Source organism: Flavobacterium fluviatile (assembly GCF_010645065.1).
Classification (GTDB): domain Bacteria; phylum Bacteroidota; class Bacteroidia; order Flavobacteriales; family Flavobacteriaceae; genus Flavobacterium; species Flavobacterium fluviatile.
The window spans coordinates 117,432-133,022 of the sequence record NZ_JAADZW010000005.1; the positions used below are offsets into that span (position 1 = coordinate 117,432).

Here is a 15,591-nt window from a genome sequence, read left to right on the forward strand (position 1 = left end):
TATCATATTCGTAAAATGGAACTTCAAAAAACATATATTCCTAAAAATAAAGTAAGAATTGTAACTGCGGCTTCGCTTTTTGACGGACATGATGCCGCAATAAATATTATGCGCCGAATTATTCAGTCAACCGGTGTTGAAGTAATCCATTTAGGACATGACCGAAGCGTTGAAGAAGTGGTTAATACCGCAATCCAGGAAGACGCCAATGCTATTGCCATGACTTCTTATCAAGGCGGACACAATGAATACTTTAAATACATGTATGACCTGCTTCATGAAAAAGGAGCGGGACACATTAAAATTTTTGGTGGAGGAGGAGGTGTAATTTTACCTGGTGAAATAGAAGAATTGCACGAATATGGCATTGCACGAATATATTCCCCTGATGATGGCCGTTCTTTAGGACTTCAGGGCATGATTAATGATCTGGTGGAACGTGCCGATTTTCCAATTGGAGATAAACTGAACGGAGAAATCGATCATATCGAAAATAAAGTGCCAACCGCAATTGCACGCTTGATTTCGGCGGCAGAAAATTTCCCTGAAATTGCAAAATCAGCTTTTGACACAATTCACGAAATAAACACCAATTCCAAAATTCCGGTTTTGGGAATCACAGGAACGGGAGGCGCCGGAAAATCTTCTTTGGTTGATGAATTGGTTCGCCGTTTTCTAATTGATTTCCCGGAAAAAACAATCGGATTGATTTCTGTGGATCCCTCAAAAAGAAAAACCGGAGGAGCACTTTTAGGAGACAGAATCCGAATGAATGCTATCAATAATCCTCGTGTATATATGCGTTCGCTGGCAACACGTCAGTCAAATCTGGCTTTATCTAAATATGTAGCCGAAGCGATTCAGGTTTTGAAAGCCGCAAAATACGATTTGATTATTCTGGAAACTTCAGGAATCGGTCAGTCGGATACCGAGATTATGGATCATTCAGACGTTTCTTTATATGTAATGACGCCGGAATTTGGAGCTGCAACACAACTGGAGAAAATCGATATGCTTGATTTTGCCGATTTAGTAGCTTTAAATAAATTTGATAAACGCGGTGCGCTTGATGCACTGCGCGATGTAAAAAAACAATATCAGAGAAACCATAATCTTTGGGATAAAAATCCGGATGAAATGCCGGTTTTCGGAACGATTGCTTCGCAGTTTAACGATCCGGGAATGAATACGCTTTATAAAGCAATCATGGATAAAGTGGCAGAGAAAACCGATTCTGACCTGAAATCGACTTTTGAAATCACGAAAGAAATGAGTGAAAAGGTATTCGTAATTCCGCCAGGAAGAACGCGTTATTTGTCTGAAATTGCTGAGAATAACAGAAGTTATGATGAAACAGCACTTTCGCAGCAAAAAGTAGCTCAGAAATTATACGGAATTTTCAAAACGATTGAATCTGTTTCTGGAAAAATTCCTCAAATTACAAAAGCAGGAATTGATGACAATAGTGTCATCATGAGCGGAGTCGAAGGACCAGACGAAAACAGAATCTTTTTAAATCTGTTGCTGAATCAGTTTGATAAAGTAAAAATGGATTTAGATCCGTACAATTGGGAAATTATCCTGAATTGGGCTGATAAAGTAGCTAAATACAAAAATCCGGTGTACTCGTTTAAAGTTCGTGATAAAGAAATCAAAATCGCGACACATTCTGAAAGTTTATCGCATTTGCAGATCCCTAAAATTGCTTTGCCTAAATATGAAGGCTGGGGCGATATTTTGCGCTGGAATTTACAGGAAAATGTTCCCGGCGAATTTCCTTTTGCTTCGGGATTATATCCGTTTAAGCGTGAAGGCGAAGATCCGTCCAGAATGTTTGCGGGCGAGGGCGGACCGGAAAGAACCAACAAGCGTTTTCATTATGTAAGTGCCGGAATGCCTGCAAAACGTCTTTCAACTGCTTTTGATAGTGTTACTTTATACGGAAATGATCCCGATTTACGTCCTGATATTTATGGAAAAATTGGAAATGCAGGAGTTTCAATTTGTTGTTTAGACGATGCTAAAAAACTCTATTCAGGTTTTGATCTGGTGCATGCGTTGACTTCCGTAAGTATGACAATTAACGGACCTGCGCCAATGCTGTTAGGTTTCTTTATGAATGCGGCAATCGATCAGCAATGCGAATTATACATTAAAGACAATTATCTGGAAAAAGAAGTTGAAGCCAAAATTAACAAAATATACAAAGAAAAAGGAATAGAGCGTCCGCACTATCAGGGCGATTTACCCAAAGGAAATAATGGTTTGGGTTTAATGCTTTTAGGAGCTACCGGAGATCAGGTTTTGCCTTTGGATATTTATAACGAAATAAAAAGGAGAACCTTGTCTCAGGTTCGGGGAACGGTCCAGGCGGATATTCTAAAAGAAGATCAGGCGCAGAATACCTGTATTTTCTCAACCGAATTTGCACTGCGATTAATGGGCGACGTTCAGGAATATTTTATCAATAAAAATGTTCGTAATTTTTATTCGGTTTCAATTTCAGGATATCATATTGCAGAAGCGGGAGCAAACCCAATTACGCAATTGGCCTTTACGCTTTCGAATGGTTTCACTTACGTGGAATATTATTTGAGCCGCGGCATGAACATCAATGATTTTGGACCCAATTTATCGTTCTTCTTCTCCAACGGTATAGATCCGGAATATTCGGTAATTGGTCGTGTGGCGCGTAAAATCTGGGCAAAAGCCATGAAACTGAAATACGGAGCCAACGAAAGAGCGCAAATGCTGAAATACCATATTCAGACTTCCGGGCGTTCGCTGCATGCACAGGAAATTGATTTCAACGATATCAGAACGACGTTGCAGGCTTTGTATGCGATTTACGACAACTGTAATTCATTGCATACCAACGCTTACGACGAAGCGATTACAACACCAACAGAAGAATCAGTTCGTCGAGCCATGGCGATTCAGCTAATTATCAATAAAGAATTAGGTCTGGCGAAAAACGAAAACCCAATTCAGGGTTCCTTCATCATCGAAGAATTAACCGATTTAGTTGAAGATGCCGTTTTGCAGGAATTTGACAGAATCACAGAGCGAGGCGGAGTTCTGGGCGCAATGGAAACCATGTACCAGCGCTCTAAAATTCAGGAAGAAAGTTTGTATTACGAAACCTTAAAACACAATGGCGATTTCCCAATTGTGGGTGTAAACACATTCCTGAGTTCAAAAGGTTCGCCAACGGTAATTCCTGCAGAAGTTATCCGCGCCACCGAAGAAGAAAAACAATACCAGATTAAGATGCTGGAGAACCTGCATAATTTCCACGAAGCAAAAGTAAATGAACATTTAAGCCAGTTACAAGAAGCCGCAATTAAAAATGAAAACTTATTCGATCATTTGATGGAAGCTACAAAGGTTTGTTCTTTAGGGCAGATTACTTCGGCTTTGTTTGAGGTAGGAGGGCAGTATAGAAGGAATATGTAAAGTTTAATTATATCAAAAAAACCTCTCGGATGATGAGAGGTTTTTTGATTATAAATTTTCTTCTAGTAAAAGATCAATTATGATGTCTTTCTCGAGAACTGAATCAGGATCAATTAATGGAATAAATATTCCATTAATATCAGTTCCTTCTGTTTTTGCGTGTAAAATTCCGCGAGCCACTCCGATTGCTACTACAAGCATTAATCTAGCTGTAGCAAAAGGTAAGGTAAATGTTTTTTTCTTTTTATTTAGAAGTTTTTTAAAGCCTTCTTCGTCAGCTTTGAAATGAGCACCTGCTTCTATAACTAAAAGTTCATTATTGTCTTTTTTTATTTCAAATTTAAAGAGACACCCTAATATTGATTTGGAAGCATCAACACCTAACTGTATCGTATTATTCATTGCCCCTTCGGTTTTTTTAAATTCAGAAAACAGGTTTTCTGAACAAAAAAACTGTTCTGTGGTGAGCTTTAGCAATGATACTTCGAGTTTACTTCGTGTAGCCATTTTGAATTTAATTGTTTTTGATTCGGATAAGTAATTTTTTCAACATAAATATTATTAGAACCAATTTTTTGTCTCTTGCTTTCTAATTTAATAGTTACTTGTGCTTTTTCTTGTTTTTTAGGTTGTAAATCAGGTATTTCAATTAATTTTATCCCTAATACCTTTTGAATTTTGAATATTGTTTCAAGGCCTAAATTTTGTTTTGATCTTAATAGCTTTGAAACGTATTGTTTTGTAACTCCAAGTTCTTCAGCTAATTTTGATTTTTTCCAACCAAGTTCTTCAAGTCTTGTTATAATTCTCAAAGAAAGTTCAAAGAAGAAATCGTCGGATTCTTCATTTTCCAATTTTAATTGAAATTCTTCTTTCCAAGAATGTTCGGAAGTAGATTTTTCAATAAGCTGTTTTAGTATTTTATTGTTTTCCATAATAAGTTATAAATCGAGATAACATAATTCAATTTGGTCGTCATCCCCAGACCTAAGATATTCTTCAGCCTGTTTTAATCTTAATTTCTGCTCCCTCAAATGTGGTGGAGACATTCCGCTTGTAAGTTTAATACCTCCACCCGTAATTACATAAGTGTTTTTAGAACAGCGAATTGCGTAAATCCTTAGCCAATTATGATGCAATAAGCCTTTTCCTTTATTCCATTCTAGATTTCTAATCTCCATCTACTAAAGGCTTAAAATAATCTGAGAGAATTTTAAAATCATCATTTTGACCATTTGCAATAGCTAAAATTGTTTTCATCATATCTTTTGCTTGAATTCTTGTATTGCGAACAGCATTAGCAACAGAAATACCTCCCCAAATTTTTCTATTTTGATCGTCAATTCTATTTAGATCATCTAGATTTTGTGAAAAAAACTTATAAAGCCAGAGTGGGTCTCCCCAATTATTAAATAGTTTTTGAAATTCATTTTTGCTCTCACCTTCATATTTAACGGAATATAATACATCAGGTATTAAACATACAAGTTTAAATTTACGATATTTAGTCATAAAAATCAACTTATAGGTTTATTTTGCACAAATATTGATTATTAAAATGGTATTAGCAAATTTTTACCCGTCAAATTCTATAAATTTGTTATTAATATTTTATACATTTAATAAATAGTTTAAAAAAGAAAGTAAACTGTTTTCTATCCATAGAATGTTTTTAGATAGATTTTTCCCCACTAACGTAAGCATCACGCTCGTGATTACAAAGCTTGATTTGAAAGTTGATGATAAAAAACCTCTCAAAAACGAGAGATTTTTATATATTTTAGAAATCCATAAAAAGAAAAAAAATCAAACCTTCTTCTTCACCAGTTTCAGTTTTTCAAGAACAGCATCGGCCTTTTCATTTTTACAAATAAACCGTAGAGATTCGGCATAACGATAAATATATTCAGGTGCTAAATCCAAAGTCAGCAAAAAAAGTTTACTGTACCATTCGGCAGCTTTTCCAGTTTAAAATGCCAATAAGACGGATCTCCTAATTTTTGAAATAAATCTACAGACTTGTAGCCTTTTGCAGCAATTCTTTCATACGTTTTCATTACATCAACATAAGCATAAGTGTCACTTACTTTGTCTGTAATAAAAACTTTTTCACTTTGGTCAGCAGCGCTAAATGAAAAAAAAGTCCCTAAAACTAAAATAACAAGTCTTTTTTGCATAAGCATCGGTTTAAGAGAATCGTTAGGTATTTTTTGTTTTTGTTTTGACAAATGTATGTAAATCAGCGATATAAGGTGTTTTTGAGTTCTTTTTTTATGAATTTTAACTATTTCTGGTGTGTTATTTAAAGTTTCAGACATTTTTAATACAGAAAAATGTTCAATAAAAAGAGTATGATACTTCGTTGGTGAAATAGAATAAAATAGCTTAATTCAAAGAATTAAAATCTAATTTGATCTGCAGAATCCTTTAAAATCTGCGTGAAATACTTTTGCGTATTTATTTTTCACGCAGATTTAAACAGATTAAAGCAGATTTAGAGATTTAATCTAAGCTGATATGATAGAACTGAAAAAAAACAATTTCACGCAACGGGTTATATGATGTAACTTTATAGATTCAACCATCGATCGTTATGACTATCCAGGAATATTCAAATAAAATGAACAATTTGAGAGTAGAGGAGATTCCCCAGCTTTCAGATGATACTGATATAGAAAATGCTGTTTTAAAAGTTTTACAGCATACTAACATAGCTTATTTTCCTATTGAAACTCTCTTTAAACAATCAACTACTGAGACGGTTATGCTAAATAGTGAAATTATCAAATTATTTGCAGATCGTTTGGGTTTAATCTTTTCAAATGAAAAGGAATCCGGAAATGTCTGCTTTGCCAATAGCAGTGATTTACGTTTGGAATTCAAACAAAACTTCACAGCAACAGAACTATTGGATTATATGTATGCTTTTGCACACACTTCTTTTTATAAAGAATTTCAAAAAATAGCCATTCCGTCAGAAGCTGACAGTTTTTGGAAACTGGTAGAAATTGGTTCCCTTTTGCGTAAAGAAAACACATAAAAAAAAACAGTCCCTTGCGAAACTGTTTTTTACAAAAAAAATTGGGGGCAAAATATGGTTAGCGGCGAAAAGCAGGACTTTCGTTTACTGACTGATCTAACGCAATTGTTTTTGATTTTTTTGTAGAAACGGTAATTTTGTGGTTTACCTCTTTATTGTTTTCCAAAACCTTTAGGTAATAAGTTCCGGCAGGATACGTTTCAAGACTTAAGGTTTTTGAAACTTCTAATTCATTGGCAGAAAATTCTCCTGTGTAAAGCAAATTTTGTTTTTCATCCAGGATTGAAAAATTTGATTTTTCATCAGCGTTTAATGTAAAGCTCACTACTTTTCCATTTCCGGTTTTTATATACAGGATATAATCTCCTTTTTCATTACCTGCATAGGTACTTAGTGTTGTTAAAAATACAGCTACAACAAAGCTCAGTTTTAGAATTTGTTTCATCTCTTTTTTTTAATTTTAATTTTCTATTTCGTGGTATTGGCAAAACTACAAATTGTTCCTTTATCTCAAAATTTTTATTGCTTTTTTTATTAACAGTAAGTTGTTGAATTAAAAGTATTTGTGTCTATTTATTAATGCATATACGGTTTTGTTAAGAGTAGGGTTTTATTTTTTTAAATTATTTTCAATATTTTAACATTCAGGGTGTTATGTTTTTTAAGTAAAATTTTGTTAAATTATTTTAATTTTTCATATTTATTTTTAGATGTGAGAAATATATAACAAAAAAAACAGCTCAAGAACCACCATGAGCTGTTTTAAAAACCATTAAGTTTTAAACTTTACTAACTATCTAACCTCATTTTATACTCTATGAAAAGTATAAACTTTTTAGCGTACTGCTACGCTTGTATTTTCAGTTGGGTTCGCCTTATAAACCGATGAAATTGCTTTTGCTGATATAACTGTAATATCACCTTTTATTGTAATTTCATGTTTTGTTGTTTTTACGCTATCTTCAATCTTTAAGATATAAGTTCCTGATGGAAATTCTTCAAAGCTGAAAGTTCTAAGGATTCCGCTTTTACCTGAAGCTTTTTCAGAATAAATCAGATTACCTTCCTGATCATAGATTGATAAAGTGGCTTTCGTTGTGTTGTTAATGGCAAAAGTCACTTCTTTACCATTTCGTTTGATTACATGAAGCGCAAAATCCTTATTACCGTCAATTGCATAAGTACTGACTCCTGCAAAAAACAATGCTGCTACTAAACTTAATTTTAACATCTTTTTCATGATTATATTTTTTTAAATTACTGTTCTTATTTTATACTGCTAAATTACTTCAACTATGCGGTAAATTGCACCACTGTATTTTCTGATTTATATGCTATATTCTCATTTACGAAACCGTTATAGGTTAAAAGATGAATTATTTTTATCGATAATGTTAATTTGGTTACAATTTTTTAATGTTTTATTCATCTTCAAAATTTTATAACTATGATGTTGTTTATTTTTGCTGCCTTAAAAAACAGTTATTAATGGTTTTGCCTGAAATAAAAAAACAGCCCTGGTGGAGCTGTTTTAAAACTATTATGTTTGGATTGATTATCTCGCTGCTACATTTGTATTTTTACCAGAAAATCCTGTTTTGTAAACTGATGAAATTGCTTTTGATGATAATACTGTGATATCACCATTAATGGTAATTTCGTGTTTTGTTGTTTTTACGCTGTCCTCTACTTCTAAGAAATAAGTTCCTGATGGAAATTCCTCGAAGCTGAAAGTTTTTAAGATTCCGTTTTTACCTGAAGCTTTTTCAGAATAGATCAGATTGCCTTCGTTGTCATAAATTGATAAGTTTGCTTTTGTAGTATTGTTTAATCCAAAAGTAACTGTAGTACCTTCTCTTTTAATTACGTGAAGAGTAGAATCTTCAGTTCCGTCAATTGCATAAGTACTAATTCCTGAAAAAAGTACTGCTGCTACTATACTTAATCTTAACATCTTTTTCATGATTATATTTTTTTAAATTACTGTTCTTATTTTATACTGCTAAATTACTTCAACTAAGCGGTAAATTGCACCACTCTATTTTCTGATTTATATGCTATATTCTCATTTACGAAACCGTTATAGGTTAAAAGATGAATTATTTTTATCGATAATGTTAATTTGGTTACAATTTTTTAATGTTTTATTCATCTTCAAAATTTTATAACTATGATGTTGTTTATTTTTGCTGCCTTAAAAAACAGTTATTAATGGTTTTGCCTGAAATAAAAAAACAGCCCTGGTGGAGCTGTTTTAAAACTATTATGTTTGGATTGATTATCTCGCTGCTACATTTGTATTTTTACCAGAAAATCCTGTTTTGTAAACTGATGAAATTGCTTTTGATGATAATACTGTGATATCACCATTAATGGTAATTTCGTGTTTTGTTGTTTTTACGCTGTCCTCTACTTCTAAGAAATAAGTTCCTGATGGAAATTCCTCGAAGCTGAAAGTTTTTAAGATTCCGTTTTTACCTGAAGCTTTTTCAGAATAGATCAGATTGCCTTCGTTGTCATAAATTGATAAGTTTGCTTTTGTAGTATTGTTTAATCCAAAAGTAACTGTAGTACCTTCTCTTTTAATTACGTGAAGAGTAGAATCTTCAGTTCCGTCAATTGCATAAGTACTAATTCCTGAAAAAAGTACTGCTGCTACTATACTTAATTTTAACATCTTTTTCATGGCTTTATTTTTTTAAATTACTGTTCTGATTTTATACTGCTAAATTACTTCAACTAAGCAGTAAAATGCACCACTGTATTTTCTGATATATATGCTGTATTCTCATTTACGAAACCGTTATAGGTTAAAATTTATATTATTAATACTCCTGATGTTAATTTGATGATTATTTAACAAATCTATGAACTTAATTACAGATGAAGAGAAGGACTGCTTTTTTTAAAATCATCACTAAAAAAGGCATAAAAAAAACAGCTCAAGAACCACCAGGAGCTGTTTCAAAAACCGTTAAGTTTTAAACTTTACTAACTATCTAACCTCATTTTTATACTTTATGAAAAGTATAAACTTTTTTAGCGTACTGCTACGCTTGTATTTTTATCAGTAGATTTCTCTTTGTAAACTGATGAAATTGCTTTTGATGATAAAACTACTTTGTTATAAGAAACAGTAATTTCATGTTTCGTAGTTTTTACACTATCTTCTATTTTTAAGATATAAGTTCCTTCCGGGAAACCTTCAAATGTCATTCTTTTTAAGATTCCGTCTTTTCCTGAAGCATTTTCAGAATAAAGTATAGTTCCATCCTGATCGTAGATTACTAATTTAGCTTCTGTTACCCTGTTCAGACCAAATGTAACTTCATTACCGTTTTCTTTGATTACATGAAGTATGTAATCGTTACCATCAATTGCATAACTACTTATTCCTGAAAAAAGTACTGCTACTACTAAACTTAATTTTAAGATATTTTTCATGACTATATTGTTTAAATTATTGTTCTGATTTTATACTGCTAAATTACTTCAACAAATCAGTAAAGTACACAACTGTGTTTTCTGATATATGTGCTGTATTCTCATTTACGAAACCGTTATAGGTTAAAATTTGAATTATTAATACTCCTAATGTTAATTTGATATTTATTTAACAAACTTTAAAAATCTCTTACAGGTAATAAAACGAATGATTTTTGAATTGTCCATAAATAAAAGACAAAAAAAAACAGCTCAAGAACCACCAAGAGCTGTTTCAAAACCGTTAAGTTTTAAACTTTACTAACTATCTAACCTCATTTTATACTTTATGAAAAGCATAAACTTTTTTAGCGTACTGCCACGCTGGTATTTTCTGCAGAGAATCCTGCTTTATAAACTGAAGAAACTGCTTTTGCTGATAATGCCGTAGTATTATTAGTTATAGTAATTTCATGTTTTGTTGTTTTTACACTATCTTCTATTTCTAAGAAATAAGTTCCAGCCGGAAATTCTTCGAAACTGAATGTTTTTAAGATTCCGTGTTTGCCGGAAGCTTTTTCAGAATAGATAAGGTTGCCGTCCTGATCATAAATTGATAAGTTTGCTTTTGTTGTATTGTTTAATCCAAAAGTTACTTCCTTGCCGTTTTCTTTAATTACATGAAGAACATAATCTCTGCCGTCAATTGCGTAAGTATTGATTCCTGCAAAAAGTATTGCTGCTACTACACTTGATTTTAATAACTTTTTCATGATTATATTTTTTAAATTATTGTTCTAATTCTATAGTGCTAAATTACTTCAACAGGTTGCTATAATGCACAACTGTATTTTCTAATTTATATGCTGTATTCTCATTTACGAAACCGTTATATGTTAAAATTTAAATTATTCTTGGTCTTTTGGTTGATTTGGTTATTATTTTTTAATGTTTTGAAGGTAATTGTGAATCTGAAAACTAATAAATCTTTTTTGTTGATATTTCATAAATTTTGTATCTATAAAATACAATAATTATAATTTTTAACTACTTTTTAATTTAAGATGATTCAATAATATACGTATATGACAGTGTTTTTTTAAATAAAAACTTTAAAATAGAAGAATATAATGGTAATTTGAGAACAAACAGGTTTTGGGACAAACAACACTTTTCATTTATAAATTGATAGAAAGTTCGCTGTTTATAAGTTCTTTTTTTAAATATAATAAATATCTTAACTTTCTAATATTTACAAAATGTTAGACATAAAAAAACAGCCCAATAACCACTATGAGCTGTTCTCAAAAACAATGTATGATTTAATTATTCCAGCTATCTGCCATTTTATACGATTAATAAAAATCGTAAGTTTTTCTAACGTACTGCTACGTTATCATTTTTAGCAGCAAACCCGCCCTTGTAAACTGATGAAACTGCTTTTGCAGATAAAATGGTTGTGTTACCTGTAACAGTGATTTCATGTTTTACTCTTTTAATATTGTCTTCTGCTTCCAGGTAATAGGTTCCTTCCGGAAATTCTTCAAGGCTAAAGGTTCTTAGAATTCCATCTTTGCCTGAAGCGTTTTCAGAATAAATCAGGTTCCCATCCTGATCATAGATGGCTAATTTTACTTTTGTTACTTTGTTCATTGCAAAAGTGATTAGCTTTCCGTTCCCTTTTAGTACATGAAGATTAAAGTCTTCATTACCATCAATTGCGTAAATACTCGTTCCTGTAAAAAGAACCGCACATACTAAACTTAATTTTAAAATCTTTTTCATAGCTTTAGTTTTTAAATTAATAGTTCTAATTGTCTGATGCTAAATTACTTCAGTGAATAATAATTTAGTATGGCAGAGTTTGCTGATTTCAATGCTATATTCTCATTTACGAAAGCGTTGTAGGTTAAAATTTGAATTATTTTAGGTATTTTTGTTAATTTTGTTTTTATTATTTAATCTTTTTGAAATGAAACCAATTGCCCCAGCTCTTGAAATAATATCAAACTCATACGGAAGTTCTTTTACCTATACCAAACATGCGCATAAGACTAATAGTAAGTCGCATTTACTGCATTACCACCCCGAAATTGAAATTGTCTTTGTAAATGGCGGTGCTGGGAAAAGGCAGATAGGAAGCCATATTTCGTATTACACCAATGGTTCGTTGATTTTGATAGGTTCTAACTTGCCTCATTGTGGTTTTACCAACGAAAAAACAGGTAATAAAGACGAAACTGTGATTCATTTCAAACCAGACTTTTTGGGAAATGAATTTTTTGGTATACCTGAAATGAAAAAAATTCAAAAATTGCTGGAACAGGCCAAAGCCGGAATTGCGTTTGGTGGGGAAACGAAAAAGTTAATCGGAACCAGAATGGAACTGATGGAGAACAAATCTCCGTTTGAACGTTTCCTGACTCTTTTGAGCATCTTAAAAGATCTGGCTTCTTCTGAAGAATATACTATTTTAAATGCAGATGGATTCCTGATGGAAATGCAGGTGCCCGACAATGACCGGATGAATATTGTATTTAGTTATGTAAAAGATCATTTTCAGGAACCTATATCAGTAGATGAAATTTCTAAACTGGTGAGTATGACAACACCGTCTTTTTGCCGTTATTTTAAAAAAATATCCAATAAAACCTTCACCGAATTCGTAAATGAATACCGTTTGGTACATGCTTCTAAGCTTTTAGCAGAAAAACCTATCAGTATAAATGAGGTTTGTTATGAAAGTGGATTTAATAATTTCAGTCATTTCAGTAAGTCCTTTAAGCAATATACAGGAAAAAGCGCTTCAGAATACAGACAAGAGCACAGGGCTACTATTATGTAAAGACTAATTTTAGCGTGCCAAACCTTAACCATCAATTTAGCTGATGGTTTTTTTATGCCTTTTTTGAACATAAAGATTTATATTTATGATTCATAAAAACTTAAAACTATAAAAAACTATGAGACATTTTAAAATACTGCTTTTTGCCTGTATAATCAGTGTCGGAAACTGTTATGCTGCGAAAGTGGATACATTAGAGGTTGCCAGTACAACAATGAATAGAACCTACAAAGCAGCTGTTGTACTGCCTAATTCATATGCTAAAAGTAAAACAGCATTCCCAGTAATGTATTTATTGCATGGTGCTTACGGACATTTTGGTGACTGGCTGAAAAATACACCAAATAAAGAACTTGTAAAAAACTTAGCAGACCAATATAATCTGATTATTGTAATGCCCGAAGGCGAAACGTTTAGTTTTTATATCGACAGTCCGGTCAATACAGGAAGCCAGTTTGAAACTTTTATTACCAAAGAAGTGATTCAGAAAATCGATAAAACATACAGAACCATTGCCAATAAAAACGGGCGTGTCATTACCGGACTTTCTATGGGAGGTCACGGAGCATTGTACTTGTCCGCCAGAAATCCTGATTTATTTTGTGCTGCCGGAAGCATGAGTGGCGCGGTCGACATGAGTGTAATGCTGAATCGGGATTCTGCTGCTCAGGTGCTTAAATTAATTGAACCTGTTTTTGGTGAGAGGAGTAATGACATAAAAATGTATGAGCGGCATGCCGTTTTAAATATGATAGATGAAATAAAAGCCAATAAACTGCCACTGATTATTGATTGTGGTGTTGATGATTTTTTAATAGAACCAAATAAAGAACTGCACAGAAGACTGGTATACAATAAGGTAGAGCATGATTATACGGAAAGACCCGGCGCGCACACCTGGGAATATTGGGAAAATGCATTGCCATATCATGTATTGTTTTTTAATAAAATACTGCTTAAAAATCAGGAAGTTGTAAAAAAATGATAGGATTTTAATAATGAAGTGGCTCAAAAACTTTTTTTGGTTTGATTTTTGGTTTAACTTTAATATATAAATTTTAAAATAAAAAATTATGAAAAAGATATTGACCCTTTTTGCAGTTGTTGGATTATTTGCATTCTCCGGTTGTTCGGATGATGATAATGATGTTGATTATGATACAATTAGTGAAGTTTTTCAATTAAGTAATGTAAATTTCGGCTATAATGCTACAGATGGATATAATATATATGAAGAATTAGATCCTTTACTCTTTAATGATGATGTTATTTTAATTTATAGAAAAATAGGAACTATAAATGGTACAAATGCTCCTATATGGCAACAAATTCCAAGAACCATTTATACAGCCAATGGAGAACTTGATTATGATTTTGATTTTAGTAATGAGCATTTTATAATTTATGCTAGTGGTAATTATAATTTAAGTTTGACTCCGCAGTTTTTAAACAATCAAACTTTTAGAATTGTAATTGTTCCTGGATCTCCTACGGGTTCGGCAAAATCTGTTAATAAAGAAGACTATTCGGATTATAATGCGGTTATTAAAAAGTATAATATTGATGATAGTAATGTCAAAGAGTTAAACTAAATTAATTGAAATGGTAAAAAAGGAAATCGTAAGATTTCCTTTTTTTATGAATATGTTTTAGAAATTAGTCTAAATCTAAATCCGTAAGTTCTTTTTCTTTTCCAAACTTAAGGGAAACCAAAATCCCAACTAAAAGTGAAACAGCGATAAATCCTAATGAAGCCCATTCTGGAAGGTGAATATAATCGTGAAGCAGCATTTTTAATCCCACAAAAGCTAAAATAGCAACTAAACTATATTCCAGATAACTGAATTTTGCGAGCATATTTGCCAAGAAGAAATACATAGAACGTAATCCAAGAATAGCAAAAATATTAGAACTGAATACTAAAAACGGATCAGAAGTAATCGCCAGGATTGCCGGAACGCTGTCAACGGCAAATAAAACATCCATAACCTCAATTACAATTAAGGCAACGAATAAGGGAGTAGCGGCTTTCTTTGCTGTTTTAGTGGGAATGAAAAATTTCTCACCGTCTGTTTCAGCCGTAATGGGCATTATTTTCCCTAATGTTTTGTAAATGAATGAATCCTTAGGCTGAAAATCTTCATCTTCACCTGAGAACAACATTTTTATGGCTGTAAATAATAAAAACGCGCCAAACAAATAGGTCGTCCAGGTAAATTTGTTGATGAGCATTACACCAAAGAAAATCATTAATCCACGGAAGACAATTGCACCCAGGATCCCCCAGAATAAAACGCGGTGCTGGTATTTTTGAGGTATTTTGAAAGAAGCGAAAATGATGGCAATTACAAAAATATTATCAACACTTAAAGAAAGCTCAATTAAATAGCCTGTAATAAACTTCATTGAAGCGACTGCGGGTTTTAGATTATCCGGATTTGCAATATAATCTGTGGTGTAAAGCCAGTAAATTACTCCTGAAAAAAGGAAAGATAATGATACCCAAATAAGTGTCCATTTGCTGGCCTCTTTTGTACTGATGATATGTGGTGTTTTGTTGAATACACCTAAATCTAATGCGAGTATAAAAACTACGGCCAGTAAAAACAAAGTCCAGACTATCATGATGATTTTTTTAAAATGATTTACAAAGATAAGTTTTGAAGTTTAACTTAAAAAGTAATTTTATTAGAAACTTACTTTTAAAATTAGGAAAATTTGATTGAAAGTAAAGTGAAAAAGTGAGTGTGGTAAGGTTCTCAACTCCGATCGAACTGATAAAAGAGCATCTAGGTTAACGGTTGTCACATTGAGCGAAGTCGAAATG

General features: G+C 32.4%; 18 protein-coding genes. 5 read left to right on the top strand and 13 right to left on the bottom strand.

Going from position 1 to position 15,591, the window contains the following annotated elements; genetic code table 11:
* Positions 1-15: 15 nt before the first annotated feature.
* The gene (locus tag GXM17_RS08035) at positions 16-3,456 is read left to right on the top strand and encodes a methylmalonyl-CoA mutase family protein (protein ID WP_163398782.1); all 3,441 of its coding nucleotides are present in this window, start codon (positions 16-18) and stop codon (positions 3,454-3,456) included.
* 48 nt (positions 3,457-3,504) lie between these two features.
* Here the strand turns inward: GXM17_RS08035 and GXM17_RS08040 are convergent, their stop codons facing one another.
* From GXM17_RS08040 to GXM17_RS08060, 5 genes are all read right to left on the bottom strand, one after another.
* Entirely contained in the window at positions 3,505-3,858 is a 354-nt protein-coding gene (locus GXM17_RS08040) for a hypothetical protein (RefSeq protein WP_163398783.1), read from the bottom strand.
* 68 nt (positions 3,859-3,926) lie between these two features.
* Positions 3,927-4,391, bottom strand: a complete 465-nt coding sequence (locus GXM17_RS08045; protein WP_163398784.1) for a helix-turn-helix domain-containing protein — start codon at positions 4,389-4,391, stop codon at positions 3,927-3,929.
* Positions 4,392-4,397: 6 nt separating this feature from the next.
* A complete protein-coding gene (locus tag GXM17_RS08050; protein ID WP_163398693.1) occupies positions 4,398-4,637 on the bottom strand; it encodes a hypothetical protein in 240 nt (79 codons plus the stop codon).
* A complete protein-coding gene (locus tag GXM17_RS08055) occupies positions 4,627-4,968 on the bottom strand; it encodes a hypothetical protein (protein ID WP_163398785.1) in 342 nt (113 codons plus the stop codon). The genes GXM17_RS08050 and GXM17_RS08055 overlap by 11 nt, the downstream gene beginning before the upstream one ends.
* 413 nt (positions 4,969-5,381) lie before the next feature.
* Complete coding sequence (locus GXM17_RS08060) at positions 5,382-5,633, bottom strand: hypothetical protein (protein ID WP_244307356.1); 252 nt, start codon at positions 5,631-5,633, stop codon at positions 5,382-5,384.
* A 416-nt stretch (positions 5,634-6,049) separates the two neighbouring features.
* Here GXM17_RS08060 and GXM17_RS08065 point away from each other — a divergent pair, with 416 nt between their 5' ends.
* Positions 6,050-6,496 carry a hypothetical protein gene (locus GXM17_RS08065; RefSeq protein WP_163398786.1) on the top strand — a complete coding sequence of 149 codons (447 nt, stop codon included), beginning with the start codon at positions 6,050-6,052 and terminating at the stop codon, positions 6,494-6,496.
* A 58-nt stretch (positions 6,497-6,554) separates the two neighbouring features.
* On the opposite strand, the gene GXM17_RS08070 is transcribed toward GXM17_RS08065, so the two are convergent.
* The 7 genes from GXM17_RS08070 to GXM17_RS08100 all read right to left on the bottom strand — a co-directional run bounded on the left by GXM17_RS08070 (position 6,555) and on the right by GXM17_RS08100 (position 11,704).
* Positions 6,555-6,941, bottom strand: coding sequence for a secretion protein (locus GXM17_RS08070; RefSeq protein ID WP_163398787.1), 387 nt, complete (start codon positions 6,939-6,941; stop codon positions 6,555-6,557).
* A gap of 390 nt (positions 6,942-7,331) precedes the next feature.
* Positions 7,332-7,736, bottom strand: coding sequence for a T9SS type A sorting domain-containing protein (locus GXM17_RS08075; RefSeq protein ID WP_163398788.1), 405 nt, complete (start codon positions 7,734-7,736; stop codon positions 7,332-7,334).
* A 315-nt stretch (positions 7,737-8,051) separates the two neighbouring features.
* A complete protein-coding gene (locus GXM17_RS08080) occupies positions 8,052-8,459 on the bottom strand; it encodes a T9SS type A sorting domain-containing protein (protein ID WP_163398789.1) in 408 nt (135 codons plus the stop codon).
* A 315-nt stretch (positions 8,460-8,774) separates the two neighbouring features.
* A complete protein-coding gene (locus tag GXM17_RS08085) occupies positions 8,775-9,182 on the bottom strand; it encodes a T9SS type A sorting domain-containing protein (protein WP_163398790.1) in 408 nt (135 codons plus the stop codon).
* A 353-nt stretch (positions 9,183-9,535) separates the two neighbouring features.
* Positions 9,536-9,940 carry a secretion protein gene (locus GXM17_RS08090; RefSeq protein ID WP_163398791.1) on the bottom strand — a complete coding sequence of 135 codons (405 nt, stop codon included), beginning with the start codon at positions 9,938-9,940 and terminating at the stop codon, positions 9,536-9,538.
* Between the two features lie 347 nt (positions 9,941-10,287).
* Positions 10,288-10,692, bottom strand: a complete 405-nt coding sequence (locus tag GXM17_RS08095) for a T9SS type A sorting domain-containing protein (RefSeq protein ID WP_163398792.1) — start codon at positions 10,690-10,692, stop codon at positions 10,288-10,290.
* A gap of 604 nt (positions 10,693-11,296) precedes the next feature.
* On the bottom strand, positions 11,297-11,704 hold the full coding sequence (locus tag GXM17_RS08100) for a DUF3244 domain-containing protein (RefSeq protein WP_163398793.1): 408 nt from the start codon (positions 11,702-11,704) through the stop codon (positions 11,297-11,299).
* A gap of 187 nt (positions 11,705-11,891) precedes the next feature.
* Here GXM17_RS08100 and GXM17_RS08105 point away from each other — a divergent pair, with 187 nt between their 5' ends.
* From GXM17_RS08105 to GXM17_RS08115, 3 genes are all read left to right on the top strand, one after another.
* A complete protein-coding gene (locus GXM17_RS08105; RefSeq protein ID WP_163398794.1) occupies positions 11,892-12,764 on the top strand; it encodes an AraC family transcriptional regulator in 873 nt (290 codons plus the stop codon).
* A 118-nt stretch (positions 12,765-12,882) separates the two neighbouring features.
* Positions 12,883-13,749 carry an alpha/beta hydrolase gene (locus GXM17_RS08110; RefSeq protein WP_163398795.1) on the top strand — a complete coding sequence of 289 codons (867 nt, stop codon included), beginning with the start codon at positions 12,883-12,885 and terminating at the stop codon, positions 13,747-13,749.
* 88 nt (positions 13,750-13,837) lie between these two features.
* Positions 13,838-14,356: a hypothetical protein gene (locus GXM17_RS08115; RefSeq protein WP_163398796.1), complete on the top strand. Its 519-nt coding sequence runs from the start codon at positions 13,838-13,840 to the stop codon at positions 14,354-14,356.
* Between the two features lie 64 nt (positions 14,357-14,420).
* Here GXM17_RS08115 and GXM17_RS08120 read toward each other — a convergent pair whose 3' ends face one another.
* The gene (locus GXM17_RS08120) at positions 14,421-15,389 is read right to left on the bottom strand and encodes a TerC family protein (RefSeq protein ID WP_163398797.1); all 969 of its coding nucleotides are present in this window, start codon (positions 15,387-15,389) and stop codon (positions 14,421-14,423) included.
* Positions 15,390-15,591: the final 202 nt, after the last annotated feature.